The organism is Parabacteroides sp. KHUB-02, assembly GCF_056640955.1.
The window spans coordinates 4,474,400-4,498,213 of sequence record NZ_JBWQEV010000001.1 but is presented as its reverse complement, the minus strand read 5'-3'; the positions used below and the strand labels follow the sequence as shown (position 1 = coordinate 4,498,213).

At 44.7% G+C, this 23,814-nt stretch carries 20 protein-coding genes and 1 riboswitch; of the genes, 3 read left to right on the top strand and 17 right to left on the bottom strand.

Going from position 1 to position 23,814, the window contains the following annotated elements; all coding sequences use genetic code 11:
• Window positions 1-81: 81 nt before the first annotated feature.
• The 8 genes from ACYIA1_RS18905 to rimP all read right to left on the bottom strand — a co-directional run bounded on the left by ACYIA1_RS18905 (window position 82) and on the right by rimP (window position 9,822).
• Complete coding sequence (locus ACYIA1_RS18905) at window positions 82-918, bottom strand: GNAT family N-acetyltransferase (protein WP_087342189.1); 837 nt, start codon at window positions 916-918, stop codon at window positions 82-84.
• A 111-nt stretch (window positions 919-1,029) separates the two neighbouring features.
• Complete coding sequence (gene sufD / locus ACYIA1_RS18900) at window positions 1,030-2,382, bottom strand: Fe-S cluster assembly protein SufD (protein WP_480336253.1); 1,353 nt, start codon at window positions 2,380-2,382, stop codon at window positions 1,030-1,032.
• On the bottom strand, window positions 2,375-3,130 hold the full coding sequence (sufC, locus tag ACYIA1_RS18895) for a Fe-S cluster assembly ATPase SufC (RefSeq protein WP_005859388.1): 756 nt from the start codon (window positions 3,128-3,130) through the stop codon (window positions 2,375-2,377). The genes sufD and sufC overlap by 8 nt, the downstream gene beginning before the upstream one ends.
• 42 nt (window positions 3,131-3,172) lie before the next feature.
• Window positions 3,173-4,618 carry a Fe-S cluster assembly protein SufB gene (gene sufB, locus ACYIA1_RS18890; RefSeq protein ID WP_005859390.1) on the bottom strand — a complete coding sequence of 482 codons (1,446 nt, stop codon included), beginning with the start codon at window positions 4,616-4,618 and terminating at the stop codon, window positions 3,173-3,175.
• A gap of 30 nt (window positions 4,619-4,648) precedes the next feature.
• Complete coding sequence (locus ACYIA1_RS18885) at window positions 4,649-5,140, bottom strand: CvpA family protein (protein WP_005859392.1); 492 nt, start codon at window positions 5,138-5,140, stop codon at window positions 4,649-4,651.
• Window positions 5,141-5,142: 2 nt separating this feature from the next.
• The gene (gene infB, locus ACYIA1_RS18880) at window positions 5,143-8,064 is read right to left on the bottom strand and encodes a translation initiation factor IF-2 (RefSeq protein WP_008772780.1); all 2,922 of its coding nucleotides are present in this window, start codon (window positions 8,062-8,064) and stop codon (window positions 5,143-5,145) included.
• Window positions 8,065-8,084: 20 nt separating this feature from the next.
• Window positions 8,085-9,350, bottom strand: coding sequence for a transcription termination factor NusA (gene nusA / locus ACYIA1_RS18875; RefSeq protein WP_005867586.1), 1,266 nt, complete (start codon window positions 9,348-9,350; stop codon window positions 8,085-8,087).
• A gap of 4 nt (window positions 9,351-9,354) precedes the next feature.
• Window positions 9,355-9,822, bottom strand: coding sequence for a ribosome assembly cofactor RimP (gene rimP / locus ACYIA1_RS18870; protein WP_005867585.1), 468 nt, complete (start codon window positions 9,820-9,822; stop codon window positions 9,355-9,357).
• A 237-nt stretch (window positions 9,823-10,059) separates the two neighbouring features.
• Window positions 10,060-10,170: riboswitch (TPP riboswitch) on the top strand.
• A gap of 42 nt (window positions 10,171-10,212) precedes the next feature.
• On the opposite strand from rimP, the gene ACYIA1_RS18865 reads away from it, so the two are divergent.
• From ACYIA1_RS18865 to ACYIA1_RS18855, 3 genes are read left to right on the top strand one after another with little or no spacing between them, the layout of a single operon-like run.
• Window positions 10,213-12,411, top strand: a complete 2,199-nt coding sequence (locus ACYIA1_RS18865; RefSeq protein ID WP_480336250.1) for a TonB-dependent receptor — start codon at window positions 10,213-10,215, stop codon at window positions 12,409-12,411.
• 34 nt (window positions 12,412-12,445) lie between these two features.
• The gene (gene pnuC / locus ACYIA1_RS18860) at window positions 12,446-13,033 is read left to right on the top strand and encodes a nicotinamide riboside transporter PnuC (protein WP_009016917.1); all 588 of its coding nucleotides are present in this window, start codon (window positions 12,446-12,448) and stop codon (window positions 13,031-13,033) included.
• 17 nt (window positions 13,034-13,050) lie between these two features.
• Window positions 13,051-13,710, top strand: coding sequence for a thiamine diphosphokinase (locus ACYIA1_RS18855; RefSeq protein WP_009016916.1), 660 nt, complete (start codon window positions 13,051-13,053; stop codon window positions 13,708-13,710).
• Window positions 13,711-13,790: 80 nt separating this feature from the next.
• Here the strand turns inward: ACYIA1_RS18855 and ACYIA1_RS18850 are convergent, their stop codons facing one another.
• From ACYIA1_RS18850 to ACYIA1_RS18810, 9 genes are all read right to left on the bottom strand, one after another.
• Complete coding sequence (locus ACYIA1_RS18850) at window positions 13,791-14,171, bottom strand: hypothetical protein (RefSeq protein WP_009016915.1); 381 nt, start codon at window positions 14,169-14,171, stop codon at window positions 13,791-13,793.
• Between the two features lie 51 nt (window positions 14,172-14,222).
• On the bottom strand, window positions 14,223-15,707 hold the full coding sequence (locus tag ACYIA1_RS18845) for a DUF3868 domain-containing protein (RefSeq protein ID WP_480336248.1): 1,485 nt from the start codon (window positions 15,705-15,707) through the stop codon (window positions 14,223-14,225).
• 8 nt (window positions 15,708-15,715) lie between these two features.
• Window positions 15,716-16,273, bottom strand: a complete 558-nt coding sequence (locus tag ACYIA1_RS18840) for a DUF3575 domain-containing protein (protein WP_480336247.1) — start codon at window positions 16,271-16,273, stop codon at window positions 15,716-15,718.
• Between the two features lie 42 nt (window positions 16,274-16,315).
• Window positions 16,316-16,603, bottom strand: a complete 288-nt coding sequence (locus tag ACYIA1_RS18835) for an HU family DNA-binding protein (RefSeq protein WP_121960654.1) — start codon at window positions 16,601-16,603, stop codon at window positions 16,316-16,318.
• A 265-nt stretch (window positions 16,604-16,868) separates the two neighbouring features.
• Complete coding sequence (locus ACYIA1_RS18830; RefSeq protein WP_480336245.1) at window positions 16,869-17,183, bottom strand: hypothetical protein; 315 nt, start codon at window positions 17,181-17,183, stop codon at window positions 16,869-16,871.
• Window positions 17,184-17,337: 154 nt separating this feature from the next.
• On the bottom strand, window positions 17,338-18,153 hold the full coding sequence (locus ACYIA1_RS18825) for an Rpn family recombination-promoting nuclease/putative transposase (protein ID WP_347172325.1): 816 nt from the start codon (window positions 18,151-18,153) through the stop codon (window positions 17,338-17,340).
• Between the two features lie 521 nt (window positions 18,154-18,674).
• Window positions 18,675-20,201, bottom strand: a complete 1,527-nt coding sequence (locus ACYIA1_RS18820) for a hypothetical protein (protein WP_347172324.1) — start codon at window positions 20,199-20,201, stop codon at window positions 18,675-18,677.
• Window positions 20,202-20,251: 50 nt separating this feature from the next.
• Complete coding sequence (locus ACYIA1_RS18815) at window positions 20,252-21,394, bottom strand: hypothetical protein (RefSeq protein WP_347172323.1); 1,143 nt, start codon at window positions 21,392-21,394, stop codon at window positions 20,252-20,254.
• Window positions 21,395-21,672: 278 nt separating this feature from the next.
• Entirely contained in the window at window positions 21,673-23,712 is a 2,040-nt protein-coding gene (locus ACYIA1_RS18810) for a DUF4906 domain-containing protein (RefSeq protein WP_480336244.1), read from the bottom strand.
• Window positions 23,713-23,814: the final 102 nt, after the last annotated feature.

The window sequence follows — 23,814 nt, the reverse complement described above, 5'->3', positions numbered from 1 at the left end:
TTTTCATTCGAGGACCTATTCATAGATTACTAATAATTAAATCGGGAGGCCTTAAACCTCCCGATTTTCTTTTCATATATACTATTTTAATCTCTTTTCAAGAATCAATTGATGCCTGCATTGAATGCCGTTCTCCCAGATAGGTTCGGCATAGTTCCGCACGAAATAATCGCGATCTACGGCAACCAAGTCGAAGCCTTCCTGTTGATAAAGCATCATCGGGCCGGCGGCTGAGGTTCCGGTGCAAATACGCAAAAGCTCGACATCTTGAGCCGGAGCCCATTTATTAGATACATGCCGTAATAGTTTCCGGGCGATTCCTCGCCGACGGAAGATATCCGCCACGGCAAGGTTCATGATCTCCGCCTTGCCACCCTCCTCCTTGCGAACCACGATCACGCCGGCAACGGAATTTCGTACCGTAGCGATAAAGCAATCCGAATCCTTTAGGTAAGCCTCTACTTTCTCCCGATCCGGATCGGCTTCCAGCAGTAACTCATAAGGAGGAAATAAAGCTACTTGTATCTCCGGCTCCCCGTTAGCGACGATCTCTACTATATTTCCGTCAGGATCTCGGATTACACCCTCATAGTAACCATCCCCGGAAGTGCGGGTCTCACCGGCGATCGTGTATCCATCCATCCGGAAACGTTCGATCATTTGATCCACTTGCTCCTTCGTATCCGCATGAAAAGCCAGATGAGCCAAGCCGATATGATCCTTGTCGTAAGCCTCATTAATATCTTGCCGTTGCATGATCTCCAAAGCGGGGCCACTCTCGAAAGAGACGAAATAGGAGGCGAATCCTTTTTTCGAATTCACATATTTCTCGTTACTCTTACCATTGAAATACTTTACATAGAAATCCCGTAAACGTTCCAGATGATTCGTCCATAGGGCGATGTGTGTTAACTGCATAAGTTGGAGGTTTTAATTTGTCACTGCCAAAGATACGAAAAATCAGACATGGTTCCCTACATTATCGTCGGGATAATCCATGCCTGATTATAGTTTTCCTCTTATTCGCAATTATTTACAAATCCGGCAACCGGCGCATTTGGCCAGCTCACCGCGGAAACGTTTCTCTACCAGTTTATGCAAACGGTCTTTCAACGCCTCCAAGCGTACATGGTCGATCACGTCGGAAGTGAAAGCCACGCTCAATAACATACGGGCCTCGTCACGCGGGATACCGCGACTTTGCATATAGAACAAGGCGTTCTCATCCAACTGGCCGGTAGTCATACCGTGCGAGCATTTTACGTCGTCCGCATAAATCTCCAATTGCGGCTTGCTGTACATACGGGCCTCACGGGTAGCGCACAGATTACGGTTCGTCTGGTAAGCGGCAGTCTTCTGGGCATCCTCTTTCACCAAGATACGTCCACTGAAGACACCTACGGCATGATCATTCAGTACATTCTTGAACAACTCGTTGCTGGTACAATTCGGGACCGCATGGGTAATATGGCTATAGGTATCCATCTGTTGCTCCTTGTCCAGAACGGACATACCGCATAAGGTAGACTCGGCATACTCGCCATTCAGTTCCACGTAATAATTGTTGCGAGTCAAGCCATTCGTCAACGTAATACCGTTTACCAAGACATTGGTCGAAGCCGCCTGCTTTACGTGTACGGAAGAGAAACGGGTCGTAGACTCGCTGCTTTCTTCCAAATCATAATAATCAAAGCGAGCACCTTCCTCCGCGAAAATCTCAACCACTTGAGTCGCCAAGAATTTCACGTCGTCGATACTATGATCGCAAACCAATAGCTTCGCTTCCGAATGAGGTTCCATAATCACCAGAACACGACGGTTCGCCATCGTATCCACATCGCTACGGAAAATATTCACCAATTGGATAGGACGCTCAACTACGACATTTTTCGGTACATACACCACGAAACCATCTTGGGCTAACATCGTATTCAACGCGATAATACCATCCTTGCTACTCGGCGCCGCCTTTCCGTAATACTTGGAAGCGATCTCCGGATATTGCTCCGTAAAAGCCTTCAACCCTCCAGCATACACGCCTTCCGGCAAATGCGCTTTCGGTAAGTCCTTATCGTAAAACGTATCGTTCACGACAAAGTATAACGACGTGCTTAAGTTCGGCACGTCACAACGGAACACGTCATAAGGATTCACCGGGATAGCGACCCGGTTGATATTCAAACCGTAATCCGGAGCGAACGCTTGGGCTACATCCGTATATTTATAATCCTCGCTTCTCGTGGAGGGGAATCCGAGTCGATCAAAGTTCGCCAAGGCATCAGCCCTAAGGGCATTCATCACCGGCGTACTATGACGACATACCAGATCCTCACATTGGGCGAAAAGATCGATATATTGTTGCTCGGCCTTCATATTACTCATCTCCCATCTCTTTCTTGATCCAGTCGTAACCTTTCTCTTCCAGTTCCAAGGCCAATTCCGGACCGGCGGTCTTCACGATACGGCCTTTGTAAAGCACATGAACCACATCCGGCTTGATGTAATCCAGCAGACGCTGATAGTGCGTGATTACGATAGCGGCATTCTCCGGAGTCCTCAACTGGTTCACGCCATGCGCTACGATACGCAAGGCATCGATATCCAAACCACTATCCGTCTCATCCAAGATCGCCAATTTCGGCTCCAGCATCGCCATCTGGAAGATCTCGTTCCGCTTTTTCTCTCCACCGGAGAAACCTTCGTTCACGCTACGGCTGGCTAGTTTATTATCCAGCTCGACGATCGCACGCTTCTCACGCATCAATTTCAAGAAGTCCGTAGCCGAAACCGGTTCCAGACCGTTATATTTACGGTGCTCGTTCAACGCCGCACGCATAAAGTTCACCATACTAACTCCCGGGATCTCGACCGGATATTGGAAGCTCAAGAAAATACCCTCACGGCTACGATCCTCGGGAGAAAGATCCAGCAGATTCTTACCGTTGAAGATAACCTCTCCTTCCGTTACCTCAAAAGCGGGATTACCTACCAATACACTACTTAACGTACTTTTTCCGGAACCGTTCGGTCCCATGATAGCATGTACCTCACCCGCTTTCACCGACAGGTTGATACCTTTCAATATCTCTTTGCCATTTACGTTGGCATGTAAATTCTTAACCTCTAACATCTTTTCTAATTGAAAATTGAAAGTTGAAAATTGAAAATTATTCTATCCTACGCTGCCTTCCAGCGAGATCGTTAGTAATTTCTGAGCCTCGACGGCGAACTCCATCGGCAACTTATTCATTACCTCACGGGCATATCCATTCACGATCAAACCGACAGCCTCTTCTACCGAGATACCCCGTTGCTGGCAGTAGAACAATTGCTCCTCGCTGATCTTACTCGTCGTAGCCTCATGCTCCACGATCGCCGTCTCATTCTGAATATCAGCGTAAGGGAACGTATGAGCTCCACAAGTAGAGCTTAGTAACAAACTATCGCATTGGCTATGGTTACGGGCGCCTTCCGCACGGGCGGACACCTTTACCAATCCCCGATAGCTATTCTGGCTATGACCGGCAGAGATACCCTTGGATACGATCGTACTTTTCGTATTCTTACCCAGATGGATCATCTTCGTACCCGTATCGGCCTGTTGGTAATTATTGGTCACGGCAACCGAGTAAAACTCACCTACCGAGTTATCACCTGCCAAGATACAGCTCGGATATTTCCAAGTGATCGCCGAACCGGTCTCTACTTGCGTCCAAGAGATCTTGCTACCCTCACCTTTGCACAAACCTCGTTTCGTCACGAAGTTATAGATACCGCCTTTACCTTCCTTATCACCCGGATACCAGTTCTGTACGGTAGAATACTTCACCTCAGCACGCTCGTTCGCCACGATCTCCACGATAGCGGCATGCAATTGGTTCTCGTCACGCATCGGTGCCGTACATCCTTCCAGATAACTTACATACGCCTCATCGTCAGCGACAATCAAGGTACGCTCGAACTGTCCGGTATTAGCGGCATTGATACGGAAATACGTACTCAACTCCATCGGGCAACGTACGCCCTTCGGTATATAAACAAACGAACCGTCCGAGAACACGGCCGAATTCAAGGCGGCGAAGAAATTATCACGATAACCAACCACGCTGCCCAAATATTTCTGCACCAAGTCCGGATGATGTTGTACAGCCTCGCTGAACGAACAGAAAATAATCCCCTTCTCCGCAAGATTCTCCTTGAAAGTAGTCTTCACGGAAACACTATCCATCACGGCGTCTACCGCCATTCCGCTTAAATGCTTCTGTTCTTCCAAAGGAATACCCAGTTTATCGAATGTTTTCAACAACTCAGGATCTACCTCATCCAAGCTCTTTGGTCCCTCTTTTTTCTTAGGGGCGGCATAATAGATAATGTCCTGATAATCGATCGGCGGGATATTCAAGTGAGGCCATGTAGGCATCTCCAACGTCTGCCAATGACGAAAAGCCTTCAAACGGAACTCGAGTAACCATTCCGGCTCGTTCTTCTTGGCAGAGATAATACGGACCGTCTCCTCGTCTAATCCACGATGGATCACCTCCGTATCAATATCGGTAACGAAGCCGTATTTATAATCTCCGCTCGTTACCTCATTAATTATATGATTTGAATCCTGCATAATTAAAAATTAACCATTGATAAAAGCCCTTCATTCTCCTAATGAAAACAAATTATGTGGGAAAATTGTTGGTACTATTTGCTTCACGCTATAATAAAAACGAGATTCTATCTTTGATTGGCGATGAATCAAGACCGATCCACGATCCACGAACTCCAGCGCGTTCAACAGCAAACTGGTAAAGACCAAAACGACCAGCAACCCGAAAAAACCACCAAACAAATGGTTGATAACGCTCAACGGTGTCGCCCCTACCACCTTGGTAACCAGTTCTCCCGCTAGAATAAACACCCCCATAATCAAGATAAAACCCGCTATATAACTCAAGATCGTAACCCCTTCTTCCGGAAACCAACCCAACGCCAAGATATATCCTTTCAGCCAAGCCGCCGCTTTTCCGCAGAAAAAGATCGCGATCACTAGGGCTATAAGCGAAACAACCTGTTTGATGATTCCATCAAACAGGCCTTTCACAAATCCTATCCCTGCCAGACATAGCAATGTAATGTCCAACCAGTTCATCGTTATAACGTCTTCTTAATTTCTGTCTCTTCGTAAGCCTCGATCATATCGCCCACTTGGATATCGTTGAAGTTCGTAATATTCAAACCGCAATCCAAGCCAGCCACGACCTCTTTCGCATCGTCCTTGAAACGTTTCAAAGAACCTAGCTCGCCGGCATAGATAACGATACCGTCACGTATCAAGCGGATCTTGTTCGTACGTTTAATCTTGCCTTCCTTAACCATACATCCGGCAACCGTACCGACCTTGGTGATCTTGAATACCTGCTGAACTTCCACATAAGCGGTAATCTCCTCCTTGATCTCCGGAGAAAGCATGCCTTCCATAGCGCTCTTCACCTCCTCGATCGCATCGTAGATGATAGAGTACAAACGGATCTCCACACCTTCCTTCTCGGCGTTTCTACGCGCTTGCAAAGACGGACGGACTTGGAATCCGATAATGATAGCGTTCGAAGCCGCTGCCAAAACCACATCCGACTCGGATATCTGGCCAACCGCCTTATGAATTACGTTCACCTGAATCTCCTCGGTAGACAAACGGATCAAGGAGTCGGACAAAGCCTCTACGGAACCATCCACGTCACCCTTCACGATCACGTTCAACTCTTGGAAGTTACCCACGGCGATACGACGTCCGATATCATCCAAGGTAAGCATCTTCTGCGTACGAAGACCTAACTCACGCTGCAATTGCTCACGACGGTTAGCGATCTCACGCGCCTCTTGCTCAGTCTCCAATACATTAAATGTATCACCGGCCTGAGGAGCACCGTTCAGACCGAGGATCAATACCGGCTCGGAAGGACCAGCCTTCTCCACCCGTTGATTACGCTCGTTGAACATCGCTTTGATACGTCCTTGATGAGTTCCCGCCAAAACGATATCTCCCATCTTCAACGTACCGTTCTCCACCAATATGGTAGATACATAGCCACGTCCCTTGTCCAAAGAAGACTCGATGATAGAACCAACCGCACGTTTTTTCGGATTCGCTTTCAAATCCAACAGGTCGGCCTCCAACAGTACCTTCTCCAACAACTCCTCGACACCGATACCTTTCTTAGCGGAGATCTCTTGACTCTGGTACTTACCCCCCCAGTCTTCCACCAAGTAATTCATATTCGCCAACTCCTCCTTGATCTTCTCAGGATTAGCATGTGGCTTATCGATTTTATTAATAGCGAAAACAATAGGAACACCGGCAGCCGAAGCGTGATTAATCGCCTCGATCGTCTGAGGCATCACGTTATCATCAGCGGCCACGATAATAATAGCGATATCCGTCACCTTCGCGCCACGGGCACGCATAGCGGTAAACGCCTCGTGACCCGGAGTATCCAAGAACGTGATACGGCGGCCATTCTGCAACTTCACGTTGTAGGCTCCGATATGCTGCGTGATACCACCAGCCTCACCGGCGATTACGTTCGCGCTACGGATATTATCCAATAAAGAAGTCTTACCATGGTCAACGTGTCCCATCACCGTTACGATAGGCGGACGGGCTACCCAATCCTCCTCGTTATCATCTTCCTCATCAGCGTTGATCGCCTCGACAACATCCGCGCTTACATATTCAGTCTTATAACCGAACTCCTCAGCCACGATATTGATCGTCTCCGCATCCAGGCGCTGATTGATCGAAACCATAAGGCCGATGCTCATGCAAGTACCGATAACCTCCGTTACAGATACGTCCATCATGTTCGCCAAGTCGTTGGCCGTAACGAACTCGGTCAGCTTCAATACCTTGCTTTCCAGTTCTTCCTGTTCCATCAACTCGTGCTCACGTTTCACAGCGGCGTCACGTTTATCACGACGGTATTTAGCCCCCTTATTATTCTTATTATTCTTGTTGGTCAAGCGAGCCAAAGTCTCCTTGATCTGCTTTTGAACATCCTCTTCGCTAACTTCCGCTTTCACCGGCTTCTTCAAGCGAGGCTTACGGTCGTTATTCGGACGATCGTCACGATTCGGGCGCGGATAATTCGTACCCGGCGTATTATTCACGTCTACCCGATCTTTCTTGATACGTTTACGCTTCTTCTTAGCGTCACCTTCCTCACCCGGTTTGGCGGGAGCGTTCGGTTTAATCAAAGTAGGCGAATTCGGACTCTTATGAGGAGCGCCCGGACCGTTGCTATTATTACCCGGCCGATTGTTATTAAACTTTTGCTTCTCATCACGCTCTTTCCGCTTCTCCTCCTTCGTTTTCTTCTTCGGACGAGTCGATTGGTTAAGCGCATCCAAGTCAATCTTACCGGTTACCTTGATCTTTGATTCCAATTTAACCGAGTTCAAACGGAAAAGATTATCGTCTTTTTCCTCGGTCTTCTCTACTTCCTGTTCCGGTTTCACACTTTCCACCTTAGGTTCCGCAACAACCGGTTGCTTCTCTACGGTTTTTTCTTTTTCCACTTCCACTACTATAACTTTTTCTTCTTTTTTCTCCGTGGGAGCCTGCGCAGGCTGCGCGGGTTTAACAGGAGCTTGAGCAGCGGGAGCGGCAGGCGCTTCCTTCACTTTCGGCTCTTCCTTTACCTTAGGCTCTTCTTTCACCTTCGGCTCCTCTTTAGCCTTCGGCTCTTCCTGCTGTTTTTTATGTTGTCCACCATCCAAATCGATATGACCCTTCATTACGATCTTAGGCCTGAATTCTTCCGGTATCACTGTCTTTATTTCCGCAGTCTTCTCTTCTTTCACAGAAGGAGCCTCTTTCTGCGCACGATCCGCCGCAAAATTACGATCTTTCTCAGGCAGATCCTTTCCAAACTCTTTTACGAGCAAAGCATACTGTTCATCACTGATCCTCGTGTTGGGATTATCCTCAACCGAGAACCCATTCCGGTGCAGGAACTCAACCACCGTGTTGATTCCCACGTTCAATTTTCTCTGTACTTGAATTAATTTTATAGGCATATCTAACTTTGTCGTAATACTTATTCGTTACCTTCATCTTCAAATTCCGCGGATAAGATAGCTAAAAGATCGTCCACGGTCTGCTCTTCCAGATCGGCACGTTCAATAATCTCATTGCGGTTCATAGCAAGGACGCTCTTCGCCGTATAGCATCCTATATTCTTCAGTGCGTCGATCACCCAGCTGTCGATCTCGTCGGAGAACTCATCCAAGTAGATATCCTCCTCGTCCGCTCCTTCGATATCACGGAATACGTCAATCGTATACTCAGTCAACATACAAGCCAACTTAATATTCAGACCACCCTTACCGATCGCTAAAGAAACCTCCTCCGGACGTAGATAAACCTCAGCTTTCTTTTCTTCCTCATTTACACGGATAGAAGAGATCTTAGCCGGGCTTAAAGCACGCTGGATAAACAAAGAGAGATTTGAGGTGTAATTAATCACATCAATGTTCTCGTTTCTCAACTCGCGAACGATTCCGTGGATACGAGAGCCTTTCATACCTACGCAAGCACCCACCGGGTCAATACGGTCATCGTATGACTCGACAGCCACTTTGGCACGCTCTCCCGGGATACGGGCGATCGCCTTGATCGTAATCAAGCCGTCATTAATCTCCGGAACCTCCAACTCGAACAACCGCTGCAAGAAGACCTTATCCGTACGGGAAAGAAGGATCTTCGGGTTGTTATTATAGTTATCCACACGTTGAACGATCGCACGTACGGTCTCTCCCTTACGATAGAAATCGGTCGGGATTTGCTCGGATTTCGGCAGTAGCAACTCATTACCATCGTCATCCAGCAACAGGATTTCTTTCTTCCACACCTGATAAACCTCAGCGGCGATGATGTGGCCGATTTTATCCTTATACTTAGCGTACAAGCTGTCTTTCTGCAATTCAAGTATCTTTGAAGCCAAAGTCTGGCGCAAGTTTAAGATCGCACGACGTCCGAAGTCCGCGAAATGCACCTCGTCGGTCACTTCCTCGCCCACCTCACAGTCGGCGTCGATTTTACGGGCCTCCGTCAACGTAAGCTGCAAGTTCTCATCCTCCAATTCATCATCAGCCACAACCGTACGGTTTCTCCAGATCTCGAAATCACCTTTCTCAGGATTGATAATCACGTCATAGTTCTCATCCGTGCCAAACATCTTGGCGATCACGTTGCGGAACGAATCTTCCAAAACGCTAATCATCGTATCTTTATCGATATTCTTCAACTCCTTGAACTCCGCAAGGGTGTCAATCATACTGATTGTTTCCTCTTTCTTGGCCATAATCTTACTTGAATCTTATTAAGTATTTTGTATATTTTATTTCATCAAATGTATACGACTCATCCTCTATCACGGTTACCTTCCGCTTAGCGCCCTCCGGTTTCACCTTCTTCTCGACAGAGACAACCACACCGTTCTCGTCGGCAGATTTCAACACACCTGTCAGCTTCGAGCCGTTTTTCAACAGCATCTCCACCTCGTTTCCGATGTTCTTGACGTATTGGCGAAGTACCTTAAAAGGAGAAGTAATGCCGGCGGAGCCAACCTCCAGCTCATAATCCTCGACGTCACGATCCAGATGCTCCTCCAAATACCGGCTCAACTCAGCGCAATCATCAATGCTTACCGCTTCATCGTTATCAATTTCAACGACTATCAGGTTCCCCGGTTTAATCACTACGTCTACTAAATAATTGCTTGAAGAGGCTAGTTTTTCCTCTACTAATTGGCTTACCACTTTCTTTTCTATCATACACATATCTGTTAAGAACAAAAGAAGGGGACTACCCGCCCCCTCCTCAACTTCACTTAATCGCCCGCAAATATACAAAAAATCAATGAGTTCTCAAAATATCCTCATCTTTTTGCAGAAAAAATTAATACGACACAAACCGGATTACGATCGATAGTAATCAGAATTAATATCTATAGAAATCCGATTTACTATTGATAGTAATATTTATTAACATTTTTATGCCTATCTTTGCTGCCGAATACGAAGGGGTGCTCGCGGAATCCTTCACGAAAGGAGCGGGCTGAGATCATACCCATAGAACCTGTACAGGTAATGCTGTCGTAGGGATTCATGCTTCTCCGATCCTTTCTATTCATCTATTTAGTTTTAAAGCAAAAAGATGAAAAGATGAAAAATGTATTGGTTATCTTGGCCGGCTCCTTGCTGGCTACAACCGCCAAGGCACAAATGCCCAGTCCGGTCGACTCCTTGAAAATCTCAAAAGACGTATCTTTAGATGAAGTGGTTATTACCGCTACCAAAGTCGGGAAAGAGACCCCGGTAGCTTATAGCGACATCTCCAAACAAGAACTAAGCAGCCGGAACAACGGGCAAGGTATCCCATTCCTTATCTCCCAATCCCCGTCTGTTATCATGACCTCGGATGCCGGAACGGGTATCGGTTACTCCGGTTTTCGTATCCGGGGTACAGACGCGAACCGTATCAATATCACGATCAATGGCGTACCGGTTAATGACTCCGAGTCTCATACCGTATTCTGGGCTAATATGGCCGATATAGCTTCCTCGGTAGAATCGATCCAGATCCAACGAGGTGCCGGAACCTCTACGAACGGAGCCGCGGCTTTTGGCGCTACGGTCGCCATGCAGACCGAGAAACCGTCCTTAAAGCCTTACGGCGAATATTCCGTATCAGCAGGTTCTTTCAGTACGCTGAAGCATACGGTAAAAGGCGGCACCGGATTACTTTACGATCATTTCGCTTTTGATGCCCGCTACTCCAATATCCGTAGCGACGGCTTTATCGATCGTGCCTCCGCCCGTATGAGCTCTTACTATGCCTCCGCCGCTTTCTATGCCGATAATACATTGATTAAATTCCAAGCCTTCGGGAACAGCGAGAAGACCTATCAAGCATGGAACGGCGTTCCGTCTTATTTACTTGACACAGATCGTAGCTATAATCCATGCGGAGAATATGAGGAAGATGGAGTGAAGAAGTTTTATAACAACCAGACGGATAATTATTGGCAACACAACTACCATTTAATGGCCAGCCAGCGTATCGGAGATTTCTGGAATATGAACCTGACCCTTCATTACACCGACGGAAATGGATATTACGAGGATTATAAATCGAAAGCCAAATTCAGCAGTTATAAGCTACCGGAATATATCGATCCGGAGGGTAATACCGTAAAAAAGACCGACCTCGTGCGCCGTAAATGGCTCGACAATTATTTCTATGGGGCCGTTTATAGCGCGAACTATCAACGTGACAATACCCGCCTTACGCTGGGAACCGCCGTCAACAACTATGTAGGCGATCATTTTGGCCGGGTAATGTGGACCAAAAGCGCAAACGTCTTGCCACAACCGGATTACGAATATTATCGCAATACCGGTAAGAAATTAGACTACAACGCATACGCTAAATTGACTCAACGTCTTTCCCCTCTTTTCACCGGCTATCTGGACTTACAATACCGTGGGATCCATTACACCATTAAGGGAAACGATGACAAAGCCGGGGAAGGACTGGACATTCGTAAGAACTGGAACTTCTTCAACCCGAAAGCCGGAATAAACTTCCATAACAATGGCCATAACGCCTTCGTCTCTTTCTCCGTCGCTAACCGGGAACCGAACCGTGACAATTTCACGGAGGCAGGCCCCGAGGAACGTCCTACCCACGAGACCTTATATGATTACGAGGCCGGTTATAGTTTTGGTAACGACCGTTTCCGGGTTGGAGCCAATCTCTATTTCATGGATTACAACAACCAATTGATCCTGACCGGCAAGATCAGCGAGATCGGCGAGGCACTCACTTCCAATATAAAGGATAGCTACCGAATGGGCATCGAGCTTACCGGAGGTGTACAAATCACCTCTTGGCTGAATTGGAACGCGAACGTAACCCTCAGCCAAAATAAAATCAAGCATTTCGTGGAATACGTGGATAACTGGGATACCGGAGGACAAGAGATCAATGATCTAGGCACAACGAATATAGCTTTCTCACCCAATCTAATAGCGAACAGCATGTTTGATTTCGTTTACAAAGGGTTTATCGCGAGTTTCAACTCACAAATAGTAGGCCGCCAATACATAGACAATTCAAGCAGCAAGGATCGTTCCATCGATCCCTACTTTATCAATAGCCTACGTATCGGTTACGCCTTCCAGCCTAAGTTCATGAAAGAAATAACCCTAGACGTGACTATCAACAACCTCTTCAACGAGAAGTACGAGACCAACGCATGGGTATACTCGTATATCGAAAACGGCACACGTAAAAAGGATGACGGTTATTTCACCCAAGCCGGCACGAACGCCATGGCCAGGATCACCTTCAAATTCTAACTTAATTTTCAATTATCAATTATCAATTACTAAAATGGTTTGGCTAGAATACTTCGGAGTAATAACTGGTCTGCTCTATCTCTTTCTAGAGATTAAACAACATAAGGCCATGTGGGTGGTGGGATTCCTCACCTCCCTCGTGTATGTCTTTGTCTTCCTGTCCGCTAAGATTTATGCGGACATGGGATTGCAAACCTATTACGTAGGAATCAGCATATACGGTTTCTATCAATGGACCCGGAAGAAACATGAGATACACACGGAAAACGACAGTCTTCCCTCCGACCGTATCCTATACACCCATCTGAGCCTTCCGCTTTTCGTGGGGATTATCGGGACATTGGCCGTTGTATTCGCCATCTTATGGTATCTCCTTCATCAATTCACGGACTCTCCCATCCCCGTAGGCGATGCGTTCACCACGTCGGTAGGCATTGTCGCTACTTGGATGCTGGCAAGGCGAATTATCGAGCATTGGATTTTTTGGGTAATCGTAAACCTCGTTTCCGTATATCTTTATTACCTTCGGGGCTTGTATCCAACGATGCTACTCTATTTTTGCTATGCGACACTAGCCATTGTGGGCTATTACAATTGGCGGAAGAAAGGGGAAGAGTTTTAATTTATAATTTATGAATTATGGGAGATAATACGGAAGTGAAGGAAAGAGGATGTGTGATCGTAGCGAATGGGAGATTTCCTTCCGCTGAGTTACCCTTGAGATTATTAAAGGAAGCGAAAACGATTATCGCTTGTGATGGAGCCGTAAAGACACTTTATGAAAAGGGTATTCATCCGGACGCTATCGTAGGAGACTTGGACAGTATACCCGCCGATCTGCGCAAACGTTACGCAGACCGAATCCACCATTTAGAGGACCAAGAGATCAACGACCTCTCCAAATCCATCCGCTTCGCCCATGCCCAAGGCTATCGAGAAGTTCTCATATTAGGAGCTACCGGATTGCGTGAGGATCATACATTGGGAAATATATCCCTTCTTATGGAGTATGCCCCCTTATTCAAGCGGGTGGAGATGTTATCCGACTATGGTCTTTTCACACCTATCTTAGAAACAACGACTTTCGCTTCTTATCCGGGGCAACAAATCTCCATTTTCGTTCTTTATCCCGAAGGGGAGATTAGTACAGAAGGACTCCGCTGGCCCATTTGCCAACGAAAGCTCACCTCATGGTGGCAAGGAACTCTCAACGAGGCTTTAGGAAATCAATTTACCGTCACCCTCTCCCCGGATTGCCGGGTGATCATTTACAGGGAAGCTCCCTATACAGAAAAATAGTCCTGAAAAGTATCACTACTTTTCAGGACCGTTACACCCCTCAACTTTACATGCTTAAATAAGAAGCGTTCGCTTCCTTATCAAGCAGATAATTTTTTTAACTCATTCTCTTTCCATTCGGAAAAACCTTCTACCCTATCCCTTATCTGGAACTGTAGCTTATCGTCGGCAACCAACTTCAGCACAGCCGTAGGAGAAAGGGGCAAATACATATCATTCACGGCGAAAAAAGCTTTCAGTAAAACCACGTCATAGTCATCGTGGATTACTTCTTTCTTTAATACAACCGGAACCTCCATCTGAGTCAGATAGTAGGCTGAACGTTCGTATGCGCACCAAGCATCTCCTTCCAGATACAGATAGACATTGTTTGGATTATCTACCTCATGAGGCAGAACCAACTCTACTACATCTGATGCTTGTTCCATATAAAAGAAATTATTATTAATATTTGTCTTCATGACATTTACAAATTAAGTGCCTTCTACCCTATACATAGGGAGGAATAGCTATCATTTTACAGCGTTGAAACTATCAAATACCGCATTATCCTCTATTTTCTTGCGCAATTCCTCTAAATTTATCGCCGCGGCCTTTACTCCCATATCCTGAGCCTGCTTCAATAGAGATTCCGCTTCTGTCAAATCACCGGTCAACATACTTAACACTCCTTTCGCGTGAACCGCCTCCGGGGCGTTCCCCGCTTTCGCCAAATAGTTCTTAGCGGAAGCATAATCACCCTTACCCATAGCGATATTCGCGGCGTTAAGATTCGCTACCGGATCATTCGGAAACATACGGACAGCGATATCAAATACATTATTATATTCGTCACTACTGATCTCATAGCTGTTAGCCACCGCGAACATCTCCCCTAAACTTAGCTGTTGCGGACGAGTCTTGATGATCTCACGCCCCTCATCCACCGTAAACTCACGTACCGTATAATCAATCTTATATTCCGAGCGACGTAACGAAGGGAAAATATCTTTCAGCACATAACGGAAAGCGGCGCCACCACCCAAGGCACGTAACTTAGCCTCCTTGCGATCCGGATCATCCGAGCTATCGATAATCGCCAATACCTCGCTACGATTCGGTACATTCGGATCGGCCTCTACCTTTTCCTTAAAACCGACCCAGTCTTCCGGTTCCGAGCTCATCGTGAAGAAATCAGCCTTGAAGTCATTCTTCTGGCGGATATAGTCACGTAACGCTTTGACACGATTATCCGCCAATTTCTTATTACTAGCGTAAGAGCCTTCCGGTGAGGCATATCCTTTCAGTACGATACCTGTCGGTTTCACGTTCTTATCCTCTGTAACGGTACGAATCGTATTATTGATCTTCGCCAACTCCACCGCATTATTACGGAAATCAGGAAGAATCTGATATTTACCCACTTGGAAGTCTAAGAAAGCCGTACCGACCTCCGCACGATGCTTCTCCGTCTCTGCCATCGGCGTGATATAAGAGAATGTAGGCTGAACCTCATAGCGCTTATCCGGACGACGACGAATCTTGTCCGCAATCAATAACGGACTACCGGCCTCTTCCTTACCGCAACCGCATAGATTCGGGTCTAACACGACACGTGCGTCTTTCATCCAATCCTCAAAAGGCACGGCGGTTTTATAACTTACCACTTGATCTTCCTTCCCGGCTTTCAAGATAGTATAATGAGGTACGTCGTTCAAATTATCCAAGGCGACCTCACGGTTATATACTTTCTGGCGGATACGTCCGTTCACCAAAATAGAAGGAAGCCCCTCTTTTTGCGAAGCCGATTCCAAGACGGGGGTCAGTTCCAAATAGCTACGGGATTTCACCGCATCGCTACTTACCGTCACCACGGCATCGATATATACCGAGTCGCCCTTCTGTACCACGTCGTTACAAATCACTTTAACCCCATCCGAGGCAGTCTGTCCCATGATCGCCGGAGACACGACGGCCATCATAGCCGCCATCATATATGTATTTATCTTCTTGTTCATCGCTTGGGTCATTTAATAAAGTAAATAATAGAAATAGCCGCCTTCGTAACCCCGAAATAGTCTTTCGTTTCGCTTTTCAATACGGTTCCGCAAGTGGCACAAGGATATTTATCATAATCCAGATGCGCCCAACCAATACCCAACACGGCTTCCATGCTCCACCGATCGCTTAACAACCACTGATAACCATAAGAGAGTCCAGCGCCATACAAATTACCTTGATAACGGTGATTCTCCATATTCTTGCTCAAGAACTTTAGGCCTCCAACATTGTAATCCGCATAATGCGCATGCAAGCCGAAGAAATGTCCATTAAACTTCTCGCACAACCAATAACGAGCTTCTGGTTGTACCAGCCAATGTTTCATACGAGCCTCATCGCCAAACTTCCATCCATTATAGTTACCGGATAGATCTAGCGACCACTTTTTCGCCAAGCCAATCTCTACGCCCAAGTTGATCGTAGCAGTCGCATCATAGAGCAAGTTCGACTTTACCGCGAACTTCTGGCCGTAAACGCCTGTCGTAGCTACCAAGAGCAGGACTAGGAAAAGAATTCTCTTCATATCGAATATTTTTTCGTTTTTATTATACATACGTGAATGCCTTCACTTCGACGAGCTCGCATTCAACCGTTTAAGTAATAACTTACCAGGCTTAAACTTCACGCTTTTACGAGCTCTTATCATATAAGCCACCCCATTCTTAGGATTTCTGCCGATCCGTTCGGTTTGTTCCCAAGCGGAGAGCGTCCCAAAGCCCAATAGCATCAAAGAACCATCACTTTCCAAAGCCTCTGTCGTAGTCTCTTCCCAAGCTTGAACAAAGCGCATCGCCTCCGCTTGCGTAACCGACAATTTATCAGCCAATGTTTTCACGAGTTCTCTCCTATTCATCCCTTTCACTTTTAATTTGTATCACAAAAGTAGATTATAACATTTCCTAGCACGATAGGTGTGAGTTTCAACTTTAAAGGGTAAACCTACCAACTGTCCTTGATTGATAAGAACACCTATTCATTTCAAAGAAGGTGATAGGAACACCGATACTTTAGAAAGAGAATAAGGGGCATACTCGTACAAGTATGCCCCTTACAGCTAAAAAGTGAAATAAGAGCTAACTTCTTTAGCTACCGGTTCGCATTAATCCACAATCCGTATTTTAAAGTTCCTCTATCTCCTCTAGCGAAATGCCCGTACATTCCGAGATAATATGCGGATCGATTCCTTCTCGCTTACAGTTCGCGGCGATCTGAAGGTTCCTTAATCGCTCAGCTTCCTCTAGGCCCTTCTTCATGCCTTGCTCCACCGCATATTCCAGCGCGTTTCGCCAGTCACGGTAAATCTTCAAATTCTCTTCGTATTCGGCACGCTCCTTGGGAGTCATGGCCTGCGGGTTGACAACATCCAGCACGCGAAGAAAATCCTCGTTTTGCTCCTTGAAGGGAGACATCTCAAATAAAAAATTCAAATCCATGTTCTTCAATCTATAGTATCTATGCCGTAAAGGTAAGGGCTATTTCCCGGATAAACAATATCATCCCGTGGGGGTAATGGATTCACGCAAAAAAGCTCCGGGAAGACCTGAAATAGGTCTAACCGAAGCCATTCGTTTATCCACAATCCGCATTTTAAAGTTTCTCTATCTCCTCTAGCGAAACGCCCGTACATTCTGAGATAATATGCGGATCGATTCCTTTTCGCTTAAGGTTCGCAGCGTTCTGAAGGCTCCTTAATCGTTGGCCTTCCTCCACCGCATATTCCAGCGTGTTTCGCCAGTCGCGGTAGATCTTTAGGTTCTCGTCGTATTCGGCACGCTCCTTGGGAGTCATGGCCTGCAGGTTGGCAACATCCAGCAGGTGGCGAAAAGCCTCGTTTTGCTCCTTGAAAGGAGACATGTCAAATAAATTCATATTCTTCAGCATATAAACCATTGTTTCCAGATCATCAGAGCATTCCTCGTCTCGCAAGGTAAATTGCTCAAAAGAAATATATACTTGCTTGAACCTGATCTCCCGGAACGGCTCGCCCGTTCGCTCGTTCGCAAGGACAACGTCCGTGCGCCACGTGGGGAACTCCGGAAGCTTGAAGTTCAGTAGATATATACCATATACCGGAAGCAACTCATACTTCCAGTCGGAACCTATCTCACCTTGACGGGAGACTATACGGCAAATGTAATAAAATCCGCGGTTAAAGAAGTAACGTTGGGAACAATTCTGCATCTCAAGGATGAACTTCGTGCCATCCACATCCTCGCAGAGGTAATCGAATATGACGGTTCGCCGGTCTTGATGCTCCGGCTGGATCTCCTTGTCCAGGTAAGTCAGATCCTTTACTTGCCGCTCGCCCTTCAAGGCGGCGTTGATGAAATTCATCGCTACTTGTTTATCTCCGAACACGGCCTTGAAGCCCTTGTCGGACATGATGTCTACATACTGTTCCATAGTTATATGGTTTTAGTCGGTTGGTCGCTTAACGGCAAGCGATAGGGCAAAGGTAGGATTTATTTGATAACGAGCAAGACCTTTTCTAGAAAACATCCCGGTCTGAGCCATGGTCAAGACTGGAAATCGGTTATAACCAGAGATCTTCCTGTCGGCCAAACCGGCGCTATCCGATCCTTTTGATCGAAATAAGAGCTGTATCGTGACATATCCTTTTTACGAGAAGGGCGAAATAAGGGAAAGATGATCGCTATAAGTGACGTTTTTCGCAGGAAAAAGCGCTCTTTAGGATACGATAGGCGGCGAAAGGCTATGCGACAGGTCGCGTTGGGCAACGCCAGTAGTGCCGCTGGGCATCATAGAATCACGGATCTAACGCTTATGTTTTATATGGAAGAGAATTCTTTCGGAAATTCATCTTCCATATAAAACATCGGAAATAAATTATAACATCTCATTCTACGATAAGAATAAATTCAAACAAAGATTATCAAACCATCAATCTCTCCATGGATTCACTATTAATCAAAGGTAAATTTAATCTCTGGAGAATAAGGTGTCGCAGGGGCTATATTTACATCCAACATTCCATTTGCCGGTAAGCGAGATGTCGATAAAGTTCCTGTCACTACGTATTGATTCCCTCTTACAAAACCATTAGTCGCACAATCATTCGACTTGACAGGGTTAATGCTTAAATTATAGGTCAATTCCTGCTGTGTAGTCTCTATATCCTCAATATTTTCAGTAGGATCGCCTTCTACCTTTTCGTTAAAAGGTAATAGCTCAAATTTATCAAACTTTCCCCAACTTGTAGGAGCACCCTGCGCATCTAAAGCGATGGCATGAACAACTTCTAAGTTGTATTTTTGAGTAACCACTCGCGAACCCGTAGCCAACTTACCTTTGATTGAGACGTTCAACGCTTTTGAGATGTCTACGGTATATAAAGATTTTTCATACGTATAGAAGGTCAACTGTAAACGACTGGTAGGACTAGAAGGGGAAATACTTATCGTATGATTCTTCAAGTCGGTTAAATCTTCGTTACGCATCATTAATAGACTTCGTGTCTCCACATTATTAATAACAATAGACTCTATTGATAAAACTTTCACATTAGGAGTTGTTGTCACTACTTTTTTACTAGCCCCTGTTAAATGAGCTATTTTTGTACTATTGGGATTAATTGTTTGTCCATTATATGTTGTTACATGGTTTTTACAATTATATACAGTAGCGACGTAATTATCGACCTTATTTTCGCTAAAAGCTAAAGTACCATTATTATCATAAATATATCCCGGATTTCTTTCGTCTTGCAATTTATTTATATTAGTTCCAAATGCTTTAACTATCTCATTAGGAGTCTTTCCCCCAAAGTCATATATCGTCTCCGAAGTCTCCGGCTTCGTTTCAGGATTCTCCACCGTCAAATCCAGATCCACCCTAGCCGCTAATTGGGTCAGATGGAAAACACCGTCTTTAATAGCACCTTCCTGCCTTGTGATAACACCCTTCGCATCAAATTGAATGGTTCCTTCTCCCACTTTAACCAGTGATTTAGGATTAAAAGTGTAATAAAGGCTTCCACCCGAAAGAGTACCACCCAAAGTACCATATGTAGTGCTAAAAGCATGAATAGAGCTGTAAGCCCCCGTAGTCTCCCAGCTAGCTCCTCCATCCAATACGGGAGGATTAGCTACGGCCACAATTTTCAGGGGAGTATTTATAGGTAAACTAGGAATATCAATCGCAAATTGTCCAGATTGATTAACAGTATAAGTTTGCCAACTAATTAACCGATCCCATCCGTTACTTTCTCCCGAGTAAATCGCGAGGAAACAATCTCCGACATATAATTCATCCTGTGTAGCGATCTGTCCCGCCGCTTTCGTAGTGATATTCCCGGCGGTAGTATTAGCCAAGAACGACAGGGAAAAAGAAGCGGTCTCAATGCCTTCGTTCTCTATTATAATCTCCTCGTTACAAGCCGTAAAAGCCATTAGTAAAGAGAGACAACCTATGAATATATTTCTTACTTTCATACTATTTATATTACCCTTATTATTATTTCGGAATCAACTCTCTTATTATCCTATTTCATCTCAGGATCTATCGGCCCCAATTTTATAATATTCGAAATCCAATCATCCACTACAAACCGGATATCTTCCGTATGATGGGTGATAGTTACGTGCAATTTATACAATTTACCGGCATCTACCCTCTCTACAGGTGTACCACCGGAATCCCCCGGAGACTTTATGGTATAAGATCTCTCATATTCGGCATCATTTATCTTATATTGAATGGAAAGATAAGTTTTATCTTCTGACGTGGCAGGGTTCTCATACGTATAAAAACGGGTTCCTCTAGGAGCATAACCATAAGCATCAGCAATGTCATCGGTGGCCGCTCCTCTCACTTTCGATTGAAGCACTACATTTCCTAATCTCACGCCTGTTATATTCTCCTCAGTCGCAATTGTCTTACCAGACTCATCCAAAACCTTGAATTCCGCCAATTCTACCGCAGCGGAACGCTGTCTCACACCAATCTCAACCTGATTGCATGAAGTTGGGGTATGTTCGTATATCAGTTTATCGGTAGTCGTGATACTTTTCCCATCTAATGTCTTCTCACCTACTTTCACGAATACCGTAGGATTTTCCAGTAATACGGTATTCATCAATTCGCCATAAGTTGCCGCCGCCTTCAATGCATTCAAACTACTAGTCTCCGCATAAGCTCCACTATTCGGATTTACTTGAGCTACCGCGACAAACATTAAATCCTTACGTTTAGACAGGTCATTGGGGACTTTCAAGATCACATGGGTACCTAATTGATGCCTAAGGCTATTACTTTCCTCTATTGGCCATATTTTATCAAAAGTATTATTTGCGCTATTTTCATACCATTGAGTAGCGATTGGTTCGCTATCCTCTGAAACCTGACCATTAGAGCATTCAAATACAGCAAGGAAACAACGAACTACAGAGCTTTCATTTCCATTGGCATCTTCTGTCTGATCAGAACCATCTTCATTTTTAGGTATTTCCGCAGTAGGACCTTTGGTAGACACACCATTACCTGCGGCCAAAGAGATTTCAAACTCTGCGGTTGTCTCCGACTGAACCTGAATCTCCTCACCCACATTATCAATATCTTCGTCCATAGAGCAGGATGCCGCAATGAACAAAGCGCTTAAAGCAAATAATATATTTCTTACTTTCATAATGGATTGAAATTTCGATTGTTTTACAGAAGCAAAAGTATAAGAATCCATTAAAAATGACGATAGGCGTAACTTTCAACTTTAAGGGGTAAAACTAGCATAATATAGCAAGTCTTTTGAAACGATAGCATAACCTATCTAAGGCGATAGGGATACCTATGTAAGGACATCTTAAATGAAAATAGCCCAAGTTTTTAGACTTGGGCTATTTTTATTATACTAATATCATTCAAATTAATTATCATCAAGTTCCTTTGAACTACTATTAGTATTACATCTTATCGCCTTTTTTGATATACACAACGTACATAAGCCTTCTCTATGTCTGTAGCTCTTCTAATAGGTTTCTCCCAATAATATATCCCGTCAGTAGTCCAGTAGGGTGCGCCATCTTGAGGTTTCAATGGTCCAGTTTCCAAATCCACCATTTTTTGTAATTGCACTGGAGTAGGCACATAAGAGTATAAACTCGAAGATGGAGCCGAAGATGGATAAAAATATGGATCAGTAGGGCCACCATGAGCTGTACAAAGAGCAGGACGAGTTAGCATTCCATCCCTAAATTCACTTACCATTGCTATATCTTTCGTAACCAAACTTCCGCCATCTTCGCTTTTACGGTCTATACGTTGAGCATATTCCGCATTGGAATCACTCGGACCATAACCCGTACTTGTTAAACAAAGCAACGGATATTCTTTAACGATCAACTTTGCTTCATCATTAGACAGGTCAAATATTCTTGTCCTATATATATTCCCTGCTACAATATCTTTAATCTCATCAACATTTGAGGAATAAGTATAGCTCTTAGCATTCCCATTTTGTTGATACCTGTTTCCATCAGTATTATATGCCGTCTGTCCCAATATACCTAAATTAATACTTTTAACTCTATATTCTTTAAATGTCCCACCAATAATATTTGCTAGATTTTGAGGTAGCTGATTTGTAAACTGCCAAGGATAATATAGATATGAATTATCGTCATAATAACCCACTTGCATATCACTACCTGTGAACCCAGAAGTTGTTATTGTTTGGCTTTTCGTAGAACTATTAATCACAAAAAACTTAAAGAAACTATCCGCAGACCCATCAATTTCCAGAGTACCGGATGGAATAAACGTTACATCATTCAATTGAGCATTCACACGCCATTCATATTTCAACTCATCATAACCACCGATTCCAGAGAATACAAGCTGTACCTTATAATGCATATTTCTTTTCACATCAAAGTTCTTAAAGGCATCACCCCCTAAAAAGAAACGATAATGAATATCACCGGTCCCCATTACCGTTGCCGATTTCCAAATAGAATATTTACCTTCTACTTCTATATAAGTACACGCTGTTTCTCCTGCCCAATATTTATTCCATTTTTCATACGATAAATTCATATCTCCACTACTTGCCGGGCCTTTGTCTGCAAATGGACTTTTCCAAGCTGCGTTTTCGTTATTTTTACTATCCCCTTGTAAATTCTCATACATATAGAATTCACAACTTGATGCACCTTCCATGATTTTTGTGCGGCCCGGATCAACATCATCTGTTCCCAAAGTCTTTTCCGGAAATGGATACAAAGAGTACTTCTTAGGCAAATTCCTCACATAAACATTCGATATCTCAAGTTGTACCTTTTTATCCATGTCCGTATGGATATTATTCACTACCTCGAATGAGATTTTAGAATAAGAAGGTATGACACTCGCTTGTATATTTCCATTAAGGGCAACAAGATCATTTCCTTGTTTCTTATACATTTTATCAACATCAATAACTAATTCAGATACAGTTCCAGCCTCATAAGCGACTACACTTGCACCATAATCAGCATCTACGAAACCTAACATAGGGGAACTTGTTGGCTCTTCGGTAGAAATTTTGGCGGCTGTCGATGACCAAGTTTTCAAGCTAGCCTCAGCCGCAAACCTCTCTTCCAAAGAACCCTCTTTTAAATCCCAATTTGCGATTACATATATTTTCTTCGTGCCTGTAGTAGTAGGCAATTTCAAATTGGTTTGCTCCGAGGCAGCTCCCCCCGTAAGCGTCAATGGAACCACCTTCAGTTCATTGCTTTTATCCACATCATAGATCAAGGCATGCAATGAAGTAATTGAACCAAATTGCTCACCACCTGCTTTTGTTTCCACGACCGGAGCGTTTGGGGTGTTCAAACTCAACGTGATAGTAACCGGCTTACCAATCTCCACGTCCTTACCCGCATCTCCCAACTCAATTATATCCTCATTCGTGCAAGCGAACAGAACAAGGAGAAAGCATACTAATGCTAGTATATTCTTTATTTTCATAATGGATTGAATTTTTCTCTTGTTTTACGCTAGCAAAATTAGAGGAATCCATTATTCGACACGATAGGCGTAACTTTCAACTTTAAGGGGTAAAACTAGCAT